Origin of the sequence: Variovorax sp. VNK109, from assembly GCF_049445855.1 — a bacterium.
Classification (GTDB): Bacteria; Pseudomonadota; Gammaproteobacteria; order Burkholderiales; family Burkholderiaceae_C; genus JAGOCV01.
Genome location: NZ_JBMSDV010000005.1, coordinates 224,934 through 240,648 on the forward strand (window position 1 = coordinate 224,934; position 15,715 = coordinate 240,648).

At 63.6% G+C, this 15,715-nt stretch carries 17 protein-coding genes; 7 read left to right on the forward strand and 10 right to left on the reverse strand.

Annotation, left to right across the window (positions count from 1 at the left end; genetic code table 11):
* Positions 1-18 precede the first annotated feature (18 nt).
* The 5 genes from truA (at position 19) to accD (ending at position 4,514) form a co-directional block, all read left to right on the forward strand.
* Complete coding sequence (gene truA / locus ACO2Q9_RS17495; RefSeq protein WP_423313108.1) at positions 19-813, forward strand: tRNA pseudouridine(38-40) synthase TruA; 795 nt, start codon at positions 19-21, stop codon at positions 811-813.
* Positions 810-1,529 carry a phosphoribosylanthranilate isomerase gene (locus ACO2Q9_RS17500; protein WP_423313110.1) on the forward strand — a complete coding sequence of 240 codons (720 nt, stop codon included), beginning with the start codon at positions 810-812 and terminating at the stop codon, positions 1,527-1,529. The genes truA and ACO2Q9_RS17500 overlap by 4 nt, the downstream gene beginning before the upstream one ends.
* The gene (trpB, locus tag ACO2Q9_RS17505; protein ID WP_423313112.1) at positions 1,507-2,757 is read left to right on the forward strand and encodes a tryptophan synthase subunit beta; all 1,251 of its coding nucleotides are present in this window, start codon (positions 1,507-1,509) and stop codon (positions 2,755-2,757) included. Before ACO2Q9_RS17500 ends, trpB begins: the two co-directional genes overlap by 23 nt.
* On the forward strand, positions 2,754-3,569 hold the full coding sequence (gene trpA / locus ACO2Q9_RS17510) for a tryptophan synthase subunit alpha (RefSeq protein WP_423313114.1): 816 nt from the start codon (positions 2,754-2,756) through the stop codon (positions 3,567-3,569). The genes trpB and trpA overlap by 4 nt, the downstream gene beginning before the upstream one ends.
* 72 nt (positions 3,570-3,641) lie before the next feature.
* Positions 3,642-4,514: an acetyl-CoA carboxylase, carboxyltransferase subunit beta gene (accD, locus tag ACO2Q9_RS17515; protein ID WP_423313115.1), complete on the forward strand. Its 873-nt coding sequence runs from the start codon at positions 3,642-3,644 to the stop codon at positions 4,512-4,514.
* Between the two features lie 45 nt (positions 4,515-4,559).
* Here accD and ACO2Q9_RS17520 read toward each other — a convergent pair whose 3' ends face one another.
* Positions 4,560-5,111 (reverse strand): YggT family protein, encoded by a 552-nt coding sequence (locus ACO2Q9_RS17520; protein WP_423313117.1) that lies wholly within the window; start codon positions 5,109-5,111, stop codon positions 4,560-4,562.
* A 49-nt stretch (positions 5,112-5,160) separates the two neighbouring features.
* On the opposite strand from ACO2Q9_RS17520, the gene ACO2Q9_RS17525 reads away from it, so the two are divergent.
* Positions 5,161-5,796: an LON peptidase substrate-binding domain-containing protein gene (locus ACO2Q9_RS17525; protein WP_423313119.1), complete on the forward strand. Its 636-nt coding sequence runs from the start codon at positions 5,161-5,163 to the stop codon at positions 5,794-5,796.
* A gap of 82 nt (positions 5,797-5,878) precedes the next feature.
* On the forward strand, positions 5,879-7,399 hold the full coding sequence (gene lysS, locus ACO2Q9_RS17530; protein WP_423313121.1) for a lysine--tRNA ligase: 1,521 nt from the start codon (positions 5,879-5,881) through the stop codon (positions 7,397-7,399).
* A gap of 19 nt (positions 7,400-7,418) precedes the next feature.
* Here the strand turns inward: lysS and nagZ are convergent, their stop codons facing one another.
* From nagZ to lepA, 9 genes are read right to left on the reverse strand one after another with little or no spacing between them, the layout of a single operon-like run.
* Positions 7,419-8,507 (reverse strand): beta-N-acetylhexosaminidase, encoded by a 1,089-nt coding sequence (gene nagZ, locus ACO2Q9_RS17535; RefSeq protein ID WP_423313123.1) that lies wholly within the window; start codon positions 8,505-8,507, stop codon positions 7,419-7,421.
* On the reverse strand, positions 8,504-8,908 hold the full coding sequence (gene acpS, locus ACO2Q9_RS17540) for a holo-ACP synthase (protein ID WP_423313125.1): 405 nt from the start codon (positions 8,906-8,908) through the stop codon (positions 8,504-8,506). The genes nagZ and acpS overlap by 4 nt, the downstream gene beginning before the upstream one ends.
* Positions 8,905-9,660 (reverse strand): pyridoxine 5'-phosphate synthase, encoded by a 756-nt coding sequence (locus tag ACO2Q9_RS17545; protein WP_423313126.1) that lies wholly within the window; start codon positions 9,658-9,660, stop codon positions 8,905-8,907. Before ACO2Q9_RS17545 ends, acpS begins: the two co-directional genes overlap by 4 nt.
* Positions 9,657-10,415, reverse strand: coding sequence for a DNA repair protein RecO (gene recO, locus ACO2Q9_RS17550; protein ID WP_423313128.1), 759 nt, complete (start codon positions 10,413-10,415; stop codon positions 9,657-9,659). Before recO ends, ACO2Q9_RS17545 begins: the two co-directional genes overlap by 4 nt.
* 18 nt (positions 10,416-10,433) lie before the next feature.
* Positions 10,434-11,375, reverse strand: a complete 942-nt coding sequence (gene era, locus ACO2Q9_RS17555) for a GTPase Era (RefSeq protein ID WP_423313130.1) — start codon at positions 11,373-11,375, stop codon at positions 10,434-10,436.
* The gene (gene rnc, locus ACO2Q9_RS17560) at positions 11,372-12,055 is read right to left on the reverse strand and encodes a ribonuclease III (RefSeq protein ID WP_423313131.1); all 684 of its coding nucleotides are present in this window, start codon (positions 12,053-12,055) and stop codon (positions 11,372-11,374) included. The genes era and rnc overlap by 4 nt, the downstream gene beginning before the upstream one ends.
* A gap of 2 nt (positions 12,056-12,057) precedes the next feature.
* A complete protein-coding gene (locus ACO2Q9_RS17565; RefSeq protein ID WP_423313133.1) occupies positions 12,058-12,414 on the reverse strand; it encodes a DUF4845 domain-containing protein in 357 nt (118 codons plus the stop codon).
* Between the two features lie 25 nt (positions 12,415-12,439).
* Positions 12,440-13,405 carry a signal peptidase I gene (lepB, locus tag ACO2Q9_RS17570; protein ID WP_423313254.1) on the reverse strand — a complete coding sequence of 322 codons (966 nt, stop codon included), beginning with the start codon at positions 13,403-13,405 and terminating at the stop codon, positions 12,440-12,442.
* On the reverse strand, positions 13,405-15,216 hold the full coding sequence (gene lepA / locus ACO2Q9_RS17575; protein WP_423313135.1) for a translation elongation factor 4: 1,812 nt from the start codon (positions 15,214-15,216) through the stop codon (positions 13,405-13,407). The genes lepB and lepA overlap by 1 nt, the downstream gene beginning before the upstream one ends.
* Positions 15,217-15,715: the final 499 nt, after the last annotated feature.

The window sequence follows — 15,715 nt, forward strand, 5'->3', positions numbered from 1 at the left end:
CTCCCCGACAGGAACACTGTGCGCCTGGCCCTCGGCATCAGCTACAACGGCCAAGCTTATGAAGGCTGGCAAAGCCAGCCTTCGGGTCGAACCGTCCAGGACCAGCTGGAGGCTGCGCTCGCCCAGTTCACCACCACCCCCGTTCCCACAGTCTGCGCCGGGCGTACCGATGCTGGCGTGCATGGCCTGATGCAGGTCGTGCACTTCGACACCGACCTTGTCCGGGAGCCGTCGTCCTGGGTGCGGGGAACCAACCGCTACCTTCCACCGGACATCGCCATCCAGTGGGCCCAGTTGGTGCCGGACGAGTTCCATTCACGCTTCAGCGCAGTGGCTCGCCGCTACGCCTACGTGCTTCTCCAGTCACCCGTGCGACCTAGCGTGGATGCCGGTCGTGTCGGCTGGGTTTTCCGGCCGATGGATGGCGACGCCATCCAGGCCGCCGCCGCTCACCTGCTCGGCGAACATGACTTCACGTCGTTCCGCGCATCGAGCTGCCAGGCACGCACGCCAGTCAAGACCATGAACAGCATCCGGATCACGCGCAAGGGCGACGGCGACACCTGCTACTGGCGCTTCGAGTTCGAAGCCAGCGCATTCCTGCATCACATGATCCGCAACCTCATGGGCTGCCTGATCCAGGTCGGCCAGGGCGCTCAGCCGCCCGGCTGGATGCGAGACGTGCTGGCCGCGCGTGACCGCGACGCCGCAGCACCGACCTTCTCCCCGGACGGTCTTTACTTCCTCGGCCCGGTCTACGACGCGCACTGGGGCCTGCCGGAGCGCACCGCTGCGTATGATTGGCTGCCATGAGCCTCGAGCCCGCCAATGCCGAACGCACGCGCATCAAGATCTGCGGCCTGACGCGTGAGCAGGACGTGGACGCCGTTGTGGCCGCCGGCGCGGATGCGGCGGGTTTCGTGCTCTACGACAAGAGCCCCCGGTTCGTGACGCCGCAACGCGCGGCGGAGCTCGCCCGACGACTGCCCGCTTTCGTGACGCCGGTCGTCCTGGTGGTGAATGCAGCAACCGATTTCCTGCAGCAGGTCTTCGAACTCATGCCGCACGCATTGATCCAGTTCCACGGCGACGAAACGCCCTCTGACTGCGACGCGGCAACCGGAAACGGCCGCCGCGCGTACCTGCGCGCCGCCCGCATTCCGCTGGATGCGGGGACGCATTTCGACTTGCTAAAATTCGCCCACGATTTCAGCAATGCCCAGGCCATCCTGCTCGACGCGCACGTCGAAGGGTATGGCGGTGGTGGAAAGGTTTTCGATTGGTCACGGCTTCCAGCAAACGTCAACGCTCACCTCGTCTTGAGTGGTGGGCTCGACGCTGCCAACGTGACAGATGGCATCGCGCAAGTGCGGCCGCGTTGCAGAACGCTGGCCGTTGATGTGAGTTCCGGCGTCGAGGTCTCCAAGGGGATCAAGGACGCCGACAAGATCCACCGGTTCGTCGCCGCCGTCCGCGCGGCCGACAGCCAGCTTGCACAGGCCATCCATGTACCAGTATCAACAACCTGACCCGACAGGCCACTTCGGGAAATACGGCGGCAGCTTCGTCAGCGAAACACTCACCCACGCGATCGAAGAGCTGCGCCAGGCTTACGACAAATACCGCCAGGACCCGGAATTCCTCGCCGAATTCCACAGCGAACTTGCCCACTTCGTGGGACGTCCCTCGCCCATCTACCATGCCGCGCGCATGAGCCGTGAGCAAGGTGGCGCGCAGATCTACCTCAAGCGCGAAGACCTCAACCACACCGGCGCGCACAAGGTGAACAACACCATCGGCCAGGCCATGCTTGCGCGCCGCATGGGCAAGCCGCGCGTGATCGCCGAAACCGGCGCGGGCCAGCACGGCGTGGCCACCGCCACCATCTGCGCGCGCTATGGGCTGGAGTGCGTGGTTTACATGGGCAGCGAAGACGTGAAGCGCCAGAGCCCGAATGTCTACCGCATGCACCTGCTGGGCGCGAAGGTGGTGCCGGTCGAGTCCGGCAGCCGCACGCTGAAAGACGCGCTCAACGAAGCGATGCGTGACTGGGTGACGAATGTGGAGAACACGTTCTACATCATCGGCACCGTGGCGGGCCCGCACCCCTACCCGATGATGGTGCGCGACTTCCAGCGCGTGATCGGCGAGGAATGCATCCAGCAGATGCCTGAATTCACAGGCGGCAGACAACCCGATGCGGTCGTCGCCTGCGTGGGAGGTGGCAGCAACGCCATCGGCATCTTCCATCCGTACATCCCGTACGAGAACACGCGCCTCATCGGCGTCGAAGCCGCAGGCGACGGCCTGGACAGCGGCAAGCACGCAGCTTCGCTCCAGCGCGGAAGTCCCGGCGTACTGCACGGCAACCGCACCTACATCCTGCAGGACGAGAACGGGCAGATCACCGAGACGCACAGCATCAGCGCCGGCCTGGACTATCCGGGCGTCGGCCCGGAGCACGCGCTGCTCAAGGACATCGGCCGCGCGGAGTACGTCGGCGTCACCGACAAGGAAGCGCTGGACGCTTTCCATTACCTGTGCCGGACCGAAGGCATCATTCCCGCGCTCGAATCGAGCCACGCCGTGGCCTACGGCATGAAGCTGGCCGCGACGATGCGGCCAGACCAGTCGGTGCTCGTGAACCTTTCGGGTCGCGGCGACAAGGACATCGGCACCGTCGCGGATCTGTCGGGCGTTGACTACTACGACCGCCCCTCGATGCGCGGCCACACGGTCAAGGGAGGAGCGCAATGAGCCGCATCGACACGACCCTCGCCGCGCTCAAGGCGCAAGGCCGCAAGGCGCTCATCCCTTACGTGACCGCCGGCTTCCCGTTTGCCGACATCACGCCGGAACTGATGCACGGCATGGTGGACGCGGGCGCCGACATCATCGAACTCGGCGTTCCGTTCTCTGATCCGATGGCCGACGGGCCTGTCATCCAGAAGGCCGGCGAACGCGCGCTGGCGGCCGGCATCGGCATGAAGCAGGTGCTGCAGATGGTGGCCGACTTCCGCCAGCGCGACGGCAAGACGCCCGTGGTGCTGATGGGCTACGCCAACCCCGTCGAGCGGTACGACCTGAACCACGGCGCCAATGCCTTCGTGCGCGACGCCGCGAAAGCCGGTGTGGACGGCGTGCTGATCGTGGACTACCCGCCGGAGGAATGCGCGGACTTCGCCGCCGCGCTCAAGGCCGAGGGCATGGACTTGATCTTCCTGCTGGCCCCCACCAGCACCGGGCAGCGCATGGCGCAGGTCGGCCGACTGGCCGGCGGCTATGTGTACTACGTGTCGCTCAAGGGCGTCACGGGCGCGGGCAACCTGGACACGACCGCGGTCGAGCAGGCCATTCCCCGCATCCGCCAGCACGTGAGCGTGCCTGTGGGCGTGGGCTTCGGCATCCGTGACGCGGCGACGGCCCAGGCCGTGGGTCGCGCGGCCGACGCCGTGGTCATCGGCAGCCGGATCATCCAGCTGATCGAAAACGAGCCGCGTGACAAGGTGCTGCCTGCGGCGGGGGCCTTCCTGCGGGAAATCCGCGCGGCGCTCGACGCCCCGGCCTGACGCATAATCTCCTTTTCCGGCCCCGTCCCCCTTGCAGGGCGGTGGGGACCGGTCACCAGACGAGGTATCCGCATGTCCTGGCTCGAAAAGCTTCTCCCCCCAAAAATCCAGCCCACCGACCCGACCGAGCGCCGCAGCGTGCCCGAAGGCCTGTGGATCAAGTGCCCCAGCTGCGAAACCGTGCTCTACAAGACCGATCTGGAGCACAACCAGAATGTCTGCCCGACCTGCAGCCACCACCACCGCATCGGCGCCCGAGCCCGTCTGGATGCATTCCTCGATGCCGAAGGCCGCTACGAGATCGGGCAGGAAGTCCTGCCGGTCGACTCGCTGAAGTTCAAGGACAGCCGCAAGTACCCGGAGCGCCTGAAGGAGGCCCTGGAAAACACGTCGGAGACCGATGCCCTGATCGTCATGGGCGGCTCGGTGCAAAGCATCAACGTCGTGGTCGCGTGCTTCGAGTTCGACTTCATGGGCGGCAGCATGGGCAGCGTGGTCGGCGAGCGCTTCGTGCGCGGCGTGCAGGCGGCCATCGACCAGAAAGTCCCGTTCATATGCTTCACCGCCACCGGCGGCGCACGCATGCAGGAAGGCCTGCTTTCGCTCATGCAGATGGCCAAGACCAATGCCGCGCTCACGCGCCTGGCCAAGAAGGGCCTGCCCTACATCAGCGTGCTGACCGACCCGACCATGGGCGGCGTGAGCGCAGGCTTCGCGTTCGTGGGCGACATCGTGATCGCCGAGCCCAAGGCGCTGATCGGCTTTGCCGGCCCGCGCGTGATCGAATCCACCGTCCGCGTGACGCTGCCGGAAGGCTTCCAGCGCGCCGAGTTCCTGCAGCAAAAGGGTGCGATCGACTTCATCTGCGACCGCCGCGAACTGCGCAAGACCGTGTCCACCTCGCTGGCCATGCTGCTGCGCCAGCCGGCCGACGCCGTCGCCTGAGTCGCAGGAAAACGGCCGGCCCAGCCCGTCCGTTCCACCGGGAATTCAGCCCAGAAGCAGGGCCGCCTGCAGGTGGTTCAGCATGATCTGCAGGACCTGCAGGCCCACCAGCAGCACGAGCGGAGAGAGGTCCACGCCCCCCACCAGAGGAATGAGCTTGCGCACCGGGCGCAGCCAGGGGGCGCAAAGCCGGTCCACCACGTCATGGATCAGCGAGTTGTTCTGTACCCAGGACAGGATGGCGTAGCCGATGAGCAGCACGGTCATCCCCGAGATGGCCAGACGCACCACCCCGAAGATCGCCAGGACGGGCAGCTTCCCGAGGCCCGACAGGCCCCCCGTCAGCAGCCACAGGAGGCTGTACTGCACCAGGACCAGCAGGAACACACCCACGAGGCTGGCCGTGTCCCAGCGGCCGACCGGTGGCAGGACGCGGCGCAACGGGAGCACGAGCCAGTTGCTCAAGGCAAATACGAGTCGCCCGATGGGATTGCTGAACGAGATACGCTGGTGCTGCATGTACAGGCGCAGGAGGCAGGCGCCACCCAACAGGCCAATGGCGACATCCAGCAGGAAAGAGACGATTTGATAAAGCATCGGGCAGGCGATTTCAGGCCATGGGATGATAGCGACGTTGCGTGACCCCATGTCCGAAGCCCTGACACTCCATTCGCTGCCACTCTTTCCGCTGGGCACCGTGCTGTTCCCCGGCGGGCAGTTGCCGCTGCGCATTTTCGAAGTGCGCTACCTGGACATGATCACCCGGTGCCACAAGGCAGGTGCGCCCTTCGGGGTGGTGTCCCTCACGCAGGGGCACGAAGTCCGCCTGCCGGGCGTGACCGAGAGCTTTGTCGACATCGGCACGTTGGCGGCAATCGAAGAGCTGTCGCAGCCGCAGCCCGGGCTGCTGTCGATCCGCTGCGCCGGTACGCAGCGTTTCCGCGTGATGTCGAGTGAGCGCCTCAAGCATGGCCTGTGGGTGGCCGATGTCCAGCGTGTCGACGACGACCCCGTGGTGAGCGTGCCTGAAGACCTCGTGCCCATTGCGCAATCGCTGGCGGAAGTCATCCGCAAGCTGCGCGAACGCGCCCCGCAGGACGCCACGCCGCCCCTGCCAACCGAAATGAAGCTTGACGACTGCGGCTGGGTCGCCAACCGCTGGTGCGAGTTGCTGCCGCTGCCTGCGGAGCTCAAGCAGCGCCTGATGGTGCTGGACAATCCGCTGGTCCGGCTGGAGCTGGTGGGCGATATCCTCGCGCGCACCGGCATCGCGAGCCAATAAAACTAAAATAGCGGGCTTGGCTCGCCGCCTGGCGTCGAGCCTGCGCCTTTTCTGCGCATCCGCACATCCATCGCCATCATTCATGTCCGACCACAACACGCCCAACGCCGCTCCCGCCCAGGATGAGAACCAGCTGATCGCCGAACGTCGCGAGAAGCTCAGGAACATCCGCTCGGCCGGCGTCGCCTTCCCCAACGACTTCAAGCCCGACTCGCACGCGGTCGATCTGCTGGCAGCGCACGGCGAGAAGACTGCAGAGCAGCTGGAAGCGGAAGGAGCCGTGGTCAAGGTCGCCGGCCGCATGATGCTCAAACGCGTGATGGGCAAGGCCAGCTTCGCCACACTGCAGGACGCGAGCGGCCGCCTCCAGATCTACGTCACACGTGACGCGGTGGGCGAGGACGTCTACGCCTCCTTCAAGCACTGGGACCTGGGCGACATCGTGGCAGCCGAGGGCAAGCTCTTCAAGACGCGCACCGGTGAACTGTCGGTGCATGTGACCCGCGTGCGCCTGCTCACCAAGAGCCTGCGCCCCATGCCCGACAAGTTCCACGGCGTGGCCGACCAGGAAGTGAAGTACCGCCAGCGCTACATCGATCTGATGACGGACGAAGCCGCGCGCAAGCGGTTCGTCGCACGCAGCAAGGCCGTGAGCTCGATCCGCGAATTCATGGTGGCCAACGACTTCCTCGAAGTCGAAACCCCGATGCTTCACCCGATTCCCGGTGGCGCGAATGCCAAGCCGTTCGTCACGCACCACAACGCACTCGACCAGGAGATGTTCCTGCGCATCGCGCCCGAGCTGTACCTGAAGCGGCTGATCGTCGGCGGCTTCGAGCGCGTGTTCGAGATCAACCGCAACTTCCGCAACGAAGGCATCTCGGTCCGTCACAACCCCGAGTTCACGATGATGGAGTTCTATGCCGCGTACTGGAACTACCAGGACCTGATGGGCTTCACCGAGTCCCTGATCCGCGATGTGGCACTGAAGGCCACCGGCAGCCTGGCCCTGTCCTACGGCGGCAAGCCGGTCGACCTGGCCGCGCCTTTTGAACGCCTCACGATACGCGAAGCCATCGTGAAGCACACCGACGCAGGCGAAAACGTGGACGACACGGCATGGCTGATCAACGCGCTGCGCAAGCTGGGCATGAATGAGGAAAAGGACAAGCTGTCCGCCCGTTCACTCGCGTCGCTGCAGGTGCTCTACTTCGAGGAAACGGTGGAAGAGAAGCTCTGGCAGCCCACGTTCATCATGGAGCACCCGACGGAAATTTCGCCGCTTGCCCGGGCCAACGACCAACGCCCTGAAGTGACCGAGCGTTTCGAGCTGTACATCACCGGTCGTGAATTCGGCAATGGCTTCTCGGAGCTGAACGATGCCGAAGATCAGGCCGCGCGTTTCAACGCACAAGTCAACGCCAAGGACGCGGGTGACGACGAGGCCATGTACTTCGACCACGACTTCGTGCGTGCGCTCGAATACGGCATGCCGCCCACCGGCGGCTGCGGCATCGGCATCGACCGCCTGATGATGCTGCTGACCGACAGCCCCAGCATCCGCGATGTCATCCTTTTCCCGGCACTTCGACGGGAATCCTGATCAGGTCACGACGACGCGATCACGGCAGCAGGCCCAGCGCGTGCTGGTACTGCGGCTGATGCATCAGGTCATCCCATGACAGCGGTGCCGTCGCGGGCAGCAACGCCTGGCGACGCAGTTCGCTTGCCTCACTGGCGCGCCACGCGCCTGCCTTTTGCGCAGCGGCAAGGCCATCGATGAGTTCGTCCACCGGCGCGCCGCCGTTCACGCTCTGGTTGCACAGAAGCACCAGATCGCAGCCGGCGTTCAATGCGGCCACAGCGGCCTCCGTGTAGCTCACCAGTTTTCCGTTGATGCGGCGCGCACCTTCCATCGACAGGTCGTCACTGAACACCGCACCCTGGAACCCGAGCTTCGCGCGCAGGATGTCCTGGAGCCATCGCGGCGAAAAGCCAGCGGGAAGACTGTCGACCTTGGGATAGATCACGTGCGCCGGCATGACGCTGGTGAGCACGGTGCCGAGCCAGCCATACGGTGCGGCATCTTCAGCCAGGATCGCCTTGAGCGATCGCTTGTCGACCGGGATTTCGGTGTGCGAATCAGCCCTCACGAAGCCGTGTCCGGGAAAATGCTTGCCGCAATTGGCCACGCCGGCCTGCAGCAACCCGAGCATCAGGCTGCGCGCCAGTGCAGAGACGACACGCGCGTCGCCGTGGAACGCACGGTCGCCGATGACGCCGCTCTCCCCCCAGTCCAGGTCAAGCACGGGGGTGAAGCTGAAGTCGACGCCCGCCGCGCGCAGTTCCGCGCCAAGGACGTAGCCACAGGCAGTTGCTGCGTCCATCGCGCGCAAAGCCCCCGAGCCTGCCGGGCCCTTGCCGTCTTTCATCCATGACTCACCCAGCGCGCGCATCGGCGGCAGGTGGGTGAAGCCGTCGGTACGGAAGCGCTGCACGCGTCCGCCTTCGTGGTCCACGCAGATGAGCAAGTCGGGCCTCACCGCCTTGATCTCCGCATTCAGCGCTTCGAGCTGGGCGCGGTCTTTCCAGTTGCGGGCGAAATGGATCACGCCGCCGACGAGCGGATGCGCCAGCCGCCGGCGGTCGTCATCGCTCAGGCCCTGGCCTGCGACGTCGATGATCAGGGGTGCGTGAAGGCTGGATGTCATGAATCGCGTTCTTTCTTTTCCACCACCACGAAGCTGGCGGCGTAGTCTGTCTCGTCAGTCACGCTCACGTGGGCCGTGAGACCCTGCGCGTCGAACCATTCCTTGAGGCCGCCATGAAGCACGATGGCGGGCTTGCCGCTGGGCAGTTTGCCGATCTCGCACAGCCGCCAGGTCATCGGCATGCGCATGCCCATGCCGACCGCCTTGCTGAAGGCCTCCTTCGCGGAAAAGCGCGTGGCGAGGTAACGCACGCCGCGTTCCGGCCAGCGCGCGGTGCGGGCCTTCCACGTCGCCATTTCGGCCTCGCTCAGGATTTTTGCGGCAAAGCGTTCACCGTGGCGGTCGAGCGAGGCCTGGATGCGCCGCACGTCACAGATGTCGGTGCCGATGCCGTAGATCACTCGTACGCCTCGCGGATGCAGCGCAGGTAGTCCTTGATGGTTGCGGTGTAGCCCAGCTCCAGCGAATCGGCGATGAGTGCGTGGCCAATGGACACTTCCGCCACGCCGGGCACTGCACGCAGGAACGGCGTGAGGTTGTCGCGGCTCAGGTCGTGCCCTGCGTTGACACCCATGCCGGCATCCAGCGCGGCTTGCGCGGTGGCTTCGAAGGCCTGCAGCACCTCGTGTTGGCGTGGCGTGCCCCAGGCACTGGCCCAGGTTTCGGTGTACAGCTCCACGCGATCGGCACCGGCTGCGCGCGCAGCGGCCATCGCTTCGGGCACCGGGTCCATGAAGAGGCTCACGCGAACGCCAAGCGCCTTTGCCTCGGCAATGAGTGGCTTCAGGCGTTCGGCATCCTGCGGAAAGCTCCAGCCATGGTCGCTGGTGAACTGGCCTTCGCCATCGGGCACGAAGGTGGCCTGATGGGGGCGCAACTCGCGAACGAAATCCATCAGGTTGTGGAATGGATTGCCCTCGATGTTGAATTCCCGGTCCGGCCAGTCCTTGAGCAGGCGAGCCAGCGCGTGAACGTCGTCAGACCGGATGTGCCGCGCATCCGGGCGGGGGTGGACCGTGATGCCGGCAGCGCCTGCTTCCAGGCACAGGGTCGCCGCACGCGTGACGCTGGGTATGCCGAGGTGGCGCGTGTTGCGCACCAGCGCGACCTTGTTGAGGTTCACCGAAAGCGAAGTCTGAGGGGTCTTTGTCATAAGGACTGCAGGTCCGTCATCATTTGCCGCGTGCGCAGCACGGGCACATTGCAATGGTAGTGCAGCAAGGTCCGCAATTGCGTGCGCAACGCACTGCCCAAGCCGGCGCAGACGCGAAGCGTCGCGGTGAAGGGAGCGAGGTCGTCCAGTGCCTGTTGCAACGCCCGCCATTGGTCGCCGGACAAAGTCGCCACCGAATCCGCGCGCGCACGCCCCAGCCCGCTTTCGGCTGTGAGGCTGTAGGCTTCCTGTGCCTGGACGGGGGCCAGCGTCAGCGTCTCGATATCCAGGACAGGCAGCAGGCCGATTTCGCGCAACAACAGCAATTCGAATGCACGCAAGGCGGCCGACTGGGTCGCCGCCTGTGCCTCGCCATGCGCGCTGGCAAGGACCTGGACAACCGCTGCATAAACGTCGAAAAGCGTCGCGTGCGGGTCGTCGCGCGCCAGGAGCCGGATCAGCAATTCGTTGAGGTAGTAGCCTGACAGGAGCGACTCGCCTGTCGGCATCACATGACCACCGACCCACTCGGCCGCCTTGAGGGTGCGGATTTCCGCGTCGCCACCCCACGCAAGTTGAAGCGGCTGCAGTGGCAACAGTACCGGGCGGAAGTTGGAGCTCGGTCGCTTCGCGCCCTTGGCAACCACCGCCAGCCTGCCGTGGTTGCGCGTGAAGACTTCAAGGATCAGGCTCGACTCGCTCCAGTCGTAGCGGTGCAGCACATAGGCAGGCTCATGGGTGATGGTGCGCTTCACCGGCCCATCCCCTTGCCGTCACTCATAGCCGAAAGAACGGACGCGCGCTTCGTCGTCGGCCCAGCCCGAACGGACTTTGACCCAGAGTTCCAGGAACACCTTGGCGTCCATCAGCTTCTCGAGCTCCGTGCGCGCTTCGGTACCGATGCGCTTGAGCCGCTCGCCTTTTTCGCCGATGACCATGGCCTTGTGGCCGTCGCGCTCCACGATGATGGTGGCCGATATGCGCACCATGCGGCTCGCCGTCTTGCCAGGCTCTTCTTCGAACTTGTCGATGACGACGGTCGAGGTGTAGGGCAGTTCATCGCCCGTCAGGCGGAACAGTTTCTCGCGCACCGTCTCGCTGGCCAGGAACTTCTCGCTGCGGTCGGTGAGCTCGTCCTCGGCATACCACCACGGCTGCCCGGAGAGGTACTTTTCACACACCGTCAGCAGTCGCTCCACATCCTTGGGGTTCTTCGCCGACATCGGGAAGAACTCCACGAAGGGGTGCCGCTCCTGCATGGACTTGAGCCACGGCGCCACTTCAGAGCGGCGATGGACATGGTCGAGCTTGTTGGCAACCAGCATCACCGGCACCCTGTCGTTCAGCACCGAAAGGACCTTGGCATCTCCCAGCGTGAAGCTGCCGGCCTCCACCACGAACAGCACGAGATCCACATCACCGAGCGCGCCCATCACCGTCTTGTTGAGCGACTTGTTCAGCGCGCTTGTGTGCCGGGTCTGGAAGCCAGGCGTATCGACGAAAACGAACTGGCTCTGTCCCACGGTGCGGATGCCCGTGATGCGGTGGCGCGTGGTCTGCGCCTTGCGCGAGGTGATGCTGATCTTCTGGCCGACCAGGGCGTTCAGGAGCGTCGATTTGCCGACGTTGGGTTTGCCCACGATGGCCACGAGGCCGCAGCGCTGCCCTTCGGCAGAGGGCGGCGGCTCGGGCATGGCGGGAGTTTCGATGGTCATGGATAGCGAGTCTTCAAAGTGATCAGCATGGCGGCTGCGGCAGCCTGTTCGCCGGCACGGCGGGATCCGCCGATGCCGCGTTCGGTGAGTCCGGGCTCGGGAACCTCGCACTCGACGTCAAACGTCTGTTTGTGCGCAGCCCCCAGCGTGCCTGCGACGCGGTAAACGGGCAACTTCATCTTGCGTCCCTGCAGCCACTCCTGCAGTTCCGTCTTCGGGTCTTTGGCGGCAGCCTGCATGCCGGCATTGATGTCCAGCTTCTCGAACAACCGGAATACCAATGCGCTGGCCGGCTCGTAGCCGCCGTCGAGATAGACGGCGCCGATCAACGCCTCCAGCGCATCTGCAAGGATCGATGGGCGCTTGTGGCCACCGGATTTGACCTCGCCCTCGCCCAGGCGCAACACCTTGGGCAGATCGAGTTCCAGCGCCAGCTGGTGCAAGGTTTCCTGGCGCACGAGGTTGGCCCGCACGCGTGAAAGATCCCCTTCGGGCAGATCTTTCAACCGCTCATACAGAAGACTCGAAACAGACAGATTGAGGACCGAATCACCCAGGAACTCCAGACGTTCGTTGTGCTGGGCAGAAAAGCTGCGGTGCGTCACCGCCAGCTCGAGCAACCGGCCGTCGCGAAACGGATGCTGCAGCCGTTGCTGCAGCGTAGCCAGTGCCCCGTTCACGACTATCGGGATGACCCGCTGTATTTCATCAGCAGGAAGGCAGGGCCGACGAGTTCGATCTCGCGGGTGTAGGCAAAAGTCACCACGACCTTTTCACCTTGCTTGGAGATGTCCAGATCCGTGCCCTTGATCGTTTCGATATTGTCGATGGCTGCAGTGCGGTCGAAGCTCGAACGGATCTCCGCGACGGTCGTCCCTTCGTTGGCTGCCTTCCTGACTGCTTTTTCGACGGCGAGGTATTCCATGTATGTCGGAAAAACCTGCAGACCAACCAGCACCACGCACGCGAGCACGCCCCCGACAAACAGCAACCCGAAAAACGAAATGCCGCGCTGCCCAGACTTGAAATGACCGTTCATACCCTCTCGCCCTCTTGTCCTGCACTCAGTTGAAAGATCCGATGCGGTTGAAGTTGCCGAAATTCATCCAGACGAAGAAAGCCTTGCCCACGATGTTCTTGTCAGGCACAAAACCCCAGTAACGCGAGTCCAGCGAATTGTCGCGGTTATCGCCCATCATGAAGTAATGGCCTTCCGGCACCTTGCACACCACGCCCTCGACACTGTAATTGCAATTCTGCCTGTAAGGGAAGTCATCTGCGCCCTGGACGAAGGCGGGAACCTTGTCGTTGTTGAGCAGCCGGTGCGATTTCTCGCCCAGCTTTTCCTCGAACTGGCTGGCATAGGCCATCGATTCGTCGTCAAAGAACGGCGCAATGGGCGTCTTGCTCACGGGCTGGCCGTTGATGGTGAGCTGCTTGTTGCGGTATGCCACCTCGTCGCCCGGCACGCCCACCACGCGTTTGATGTAGTCCAGGCTGGGCTTGGGCGGATAGCGGAACACCACCACGTCGCCCCGCTGCAGCGGGTTGCCCTCGGTGAGCTTGGTGTTGATCACCGGCAGGCGGACGCCATAGGTGAACTTGTTCACGAGGATCAGGTCGCCGACCAGCAGCGTCGGCACCATGGAAGCCGAAGGAATCTTGAACGGCTCGAACAGGAACGAGCGAAGCAGGAACACCACCAGGATCACCGGGAATAATCCTGCCGTCCAATCCAGCCACCAGGGCTGCATCAGCAAGCGCTCCTTCGCATGCGTGACGTCGACGTTGTCGGACGCCAGACCTTGCTTGGCGTGCGCCTCGCGGCGCGCCTGGGCTTCGGCTTCGAGCTGCTGTGCCGCGCGGGCACGTTGCGGCAGGAAATAAAAGCGCTCGGCCAACCAGTAGATGCCGGTCACGACAGTGGCAAGGAACAGCAGCAACGCAAAGTTGCCCTCCAGCAAGCCCAGATACCAGGCACCGCCGTAGCCGACAAACGCGGCAAGGATGAACGCGGTCAGTATTGGCATCATTCCTCCACCTGCAGGATGGCGAGGAATGCTTCCTGCGGGACTTCCACCGAACCGATCTGTTTCATGCGTTTCTTGCCTGCCTTCTGCTTCTCGAGGAGCTTGCGCTTGCGGGTGATGTCACCGCCATAGCATTTTGCCAGCACGTTCTTGCGCAGCGCCTTGATGGTTTCGCGCGCAATGATGTTGGCGCCGATCGCCGCCTGGATGGCCACGTCGAACATCTGCCGGCTGATGATCTCGCGCATCTTGGCAACCACGGCGCGGCCACGGTACTGCGCCTGCGTGCGGTGCACGATGATGGACAGCGCGTCGACCTTCTCGCCGTTGAGCAGGATGTCGACTTTCACCACATCGGATGCGCGGTACTCCTTGAATTCGTAGTCCATGGACGCGTAGCCGCGGCTGACCGACTTGAGCTTGTCGAAGAAGTCCAGCACGATCTCGCCCAGCGGCAGTTCGTACGTCAACATGACCTGCCGCCCGTGATAGGCCATGTTGATCTGCACGCCGCGCTTCTGGTTGGCCAGCGTCATCACCGGGCCGACGTATTCCTGCGGCATGTACAGATGCACCGTGACGATCGGCTCACGGATTTCCTGCAGCCGCGCCTGATCAGGCATCTTGGACGGGTTTTCCACCATCACGACTTCGCCATCGCCGTGGACGACCTGATACACCACGCTGGGTGCGGTGGTGATGAGGTCCTGGTCGAACTCGCGCTCCAGCCGCTCCTGCACGATCTCCATGTGCAGCAGGCCCAGGAAGCCGCAGCGGAAGCCGAAGCCAAGCGCCTGTGACACTTCCGGCTCGTAATGAAGCGAAGCATCGTTGAGCTTGAGCTTTTCCAGGCTGTCGCGCAGCGCGTCGTACTGGTTGGCCTCGGTCGGGTACAGACCCGCGAAAACCTGAGGCTGGATTTCCTTGAAGCCCGGCAGCGGTTCGCTCGCCGTGAACGCCGCGCCGCCGCTGCCGGCCTTGAGCAACGTGACCGTGTCGCCCACCTTGGCGGCGGTGAGCTCCTTGATGCCGGCGATGATGTAACCCACCTCACCCGCTTCGAGCGATTCGCGCGGTTCGTTCGCCGGCGTGAACACGCCCAGGTTGTCCGCGTTGTAGGTCGCACCAGTCGCCATGAGCTTGATGCGCTCGCCTTTCGCAAGACGCCCGTCCACCACGCGCACCAGCATCACCACGCCGACGTAGCTGTCGAACCAGCTGTCGATGATCATGGCGCGCAAGGCGGCCTGCGGTTGGCCCTTGGGCGGCGGGATGCGTGCGATGACTGCTTCGAGAATCTCGTCGATGCCCATGCCGGTCTTGGCCGAGCACGGAATCGCATCCGACGCATCGATGCCGATCACGTCCTCGATCTCGGACTTCGCGTTGTCCGGATCGGCTTGAGGCAGATCCATCTTGTTGAGCACCGGCACGACTTCGACACCGAGGTCGAGTGCGGTGTAGCAGTTGGCCACTGTCTGCGCTTCAACACCCTGGCTCGCATCGACAACGAGCAACGCACCTTCACACGCTGAAAGCGAACGCGACACTTCGTAAGAGAAATCAACGTGACCCGGCGTGTCGATCAGGTTGAGGTTGTAGACCTGTCCGTCCCTGGCCTTGTAGCGCAGCGCAGCGGTCTGCGCCTTGATGGTTATCCCACGCTCCTTTTCGAGATCCATCGAGTCGAGCACCTGCTCTTCCATCTCGCGGTCCGACAAGCCGCCACAACGCTGGATCAAACGGTCTGCAAGCGTGGACTTGCCATGATCGATGTGCGCAATGATCGAGAAATTTCTGATGTGATTCATCAACGAGAAGCTTTAAGTACTTGAATTAGCAGAGCGCAAAACGAAGAGGCAAGAAAAAAGGGCGCGTCTCTTTGCGACGCGCCCTGAACCAACAATCTATGGCAACTGCGATTAGTTGGAACTTCATTGTAGGCAAAAAGGCGGGCGCGTACAGGCCGGAAAAGCGTCGAACCAGCCCGTTGCAGTGCAGCAACATGACTTTTATGCACAACTTATCAACAATTTGACGCGGGTATGTTCTGGACAACTTGTGGGCGATCTGTGGAGCAGCAGTGGATGGTCGAAGTCCGTCCCGTATCGTGGATTTTTCGGACTTCCATATGCCTGACAGACATCTCCTGAGGCGGGATTCTATCCAAAATTGTCATTAGCGGGCCAGAAAGTTAGTAGTCACAAACATTTCGATTGATATTCAGGTGGCCAAAATAAATTTCTCGGTCGTCGCTTTTAGGCGGCGGCACTCAAAAAAGAAGCCCCAAACCCGACTCCGGGCAGGGGC

Excerpts from the sequence above, each read along its gene's own strand:
- ACO2Q9_RS17500 (WP_423313110.1), top strand. The coding sequence starts at position 810 with ATGAGCCTCGAGCCCGCCAATGCCGAACGCACGCGCATCAAGATCTGC.
- trpB (WP_423313112.1), top strand. The coding sequence starts at position 1,507 with ATGTACCAGTATCAACAACCTGACCCGACAGGCCACTTCGGGAAATAC.
- trpA (WP_423313114.1), top strand. The coding sequence starts at position 2,754 with ATGAGCCGCATCGACACGACCCTCGCCGCGCTCAAGGCGCAAGGCCGC.
- accD (WP_423313115.1), top strand. The coding sequence starts at position 3,642 with ATGTCCTGGCTCGAAAAGCTTCTCCCCCCAAAAATCCAGCCCACCGAC.
- ACO2Q9_RS17520 (WP_423313117.1), bottom strand. The coding sequence starts at position 5,111 with ATGCTTTATCAAATCGTCTCTTTCCTGCTGGATGTCGCCATTGGCCTG.
- ACO2Q9_RS17525 (WP_423313119.1), top strand. The coding sequence starts at position 5,161 with ATGTCCGAAGCCCTGACACTCCATTCGCTGCCACTCTTTCCGCTGGGC.
- lysS (WP_423313121.1), top strand. The coding sequence starts at position 5,879 with ATGTCCGACCACAACACGCCCAACGCCGCTCCCGCCCAGGATGAGAAC.
- nagZ (WP_423313123.1), bottom strand. The coding sequence starts at position 8,507 with ATGACATCCAGCCTTCACGCACCCCTGATCATCGACGTCGCAGGCCAG.
- ACO2Q9_RS17545 (WP_423313126.1), bottom strand. The coding sequence starts at position 9,660 with ATGACAAAGACCCCTCAGACTTCGCTTTCGGTGAACCTCAACAAGGTC.
- era (WP_423313130.1), bottom strand. The coding sequence starts at position 11,375 with ATGACCATCGAAACTCCCGCCATGCCCGAGCCGCCGCCCTCTGCCGAA.
- ACO2Q9_RS17565 (WP_423313133.1), bottom strand. The coding sequence starts at position 12,414 with ATGAACGGTCATTTCAAGTCTGGGCAGCGCGGCATTTCGTTTTTCGGG.
- lepB (WP_423313254.1), bottom strand. The coding sequence starts at position 13,405 with ATGCCAATACTGACCGCGTTCATCCTTGCCGCGTTTGTCGGCTACGGC.
- lepA (WP_423313135.1), bottom strand. The coding sequence starts at position 15,216 with ATGAATCACATCAGAAATTTCTCGATCATTGCGCACATCGATCATGGC.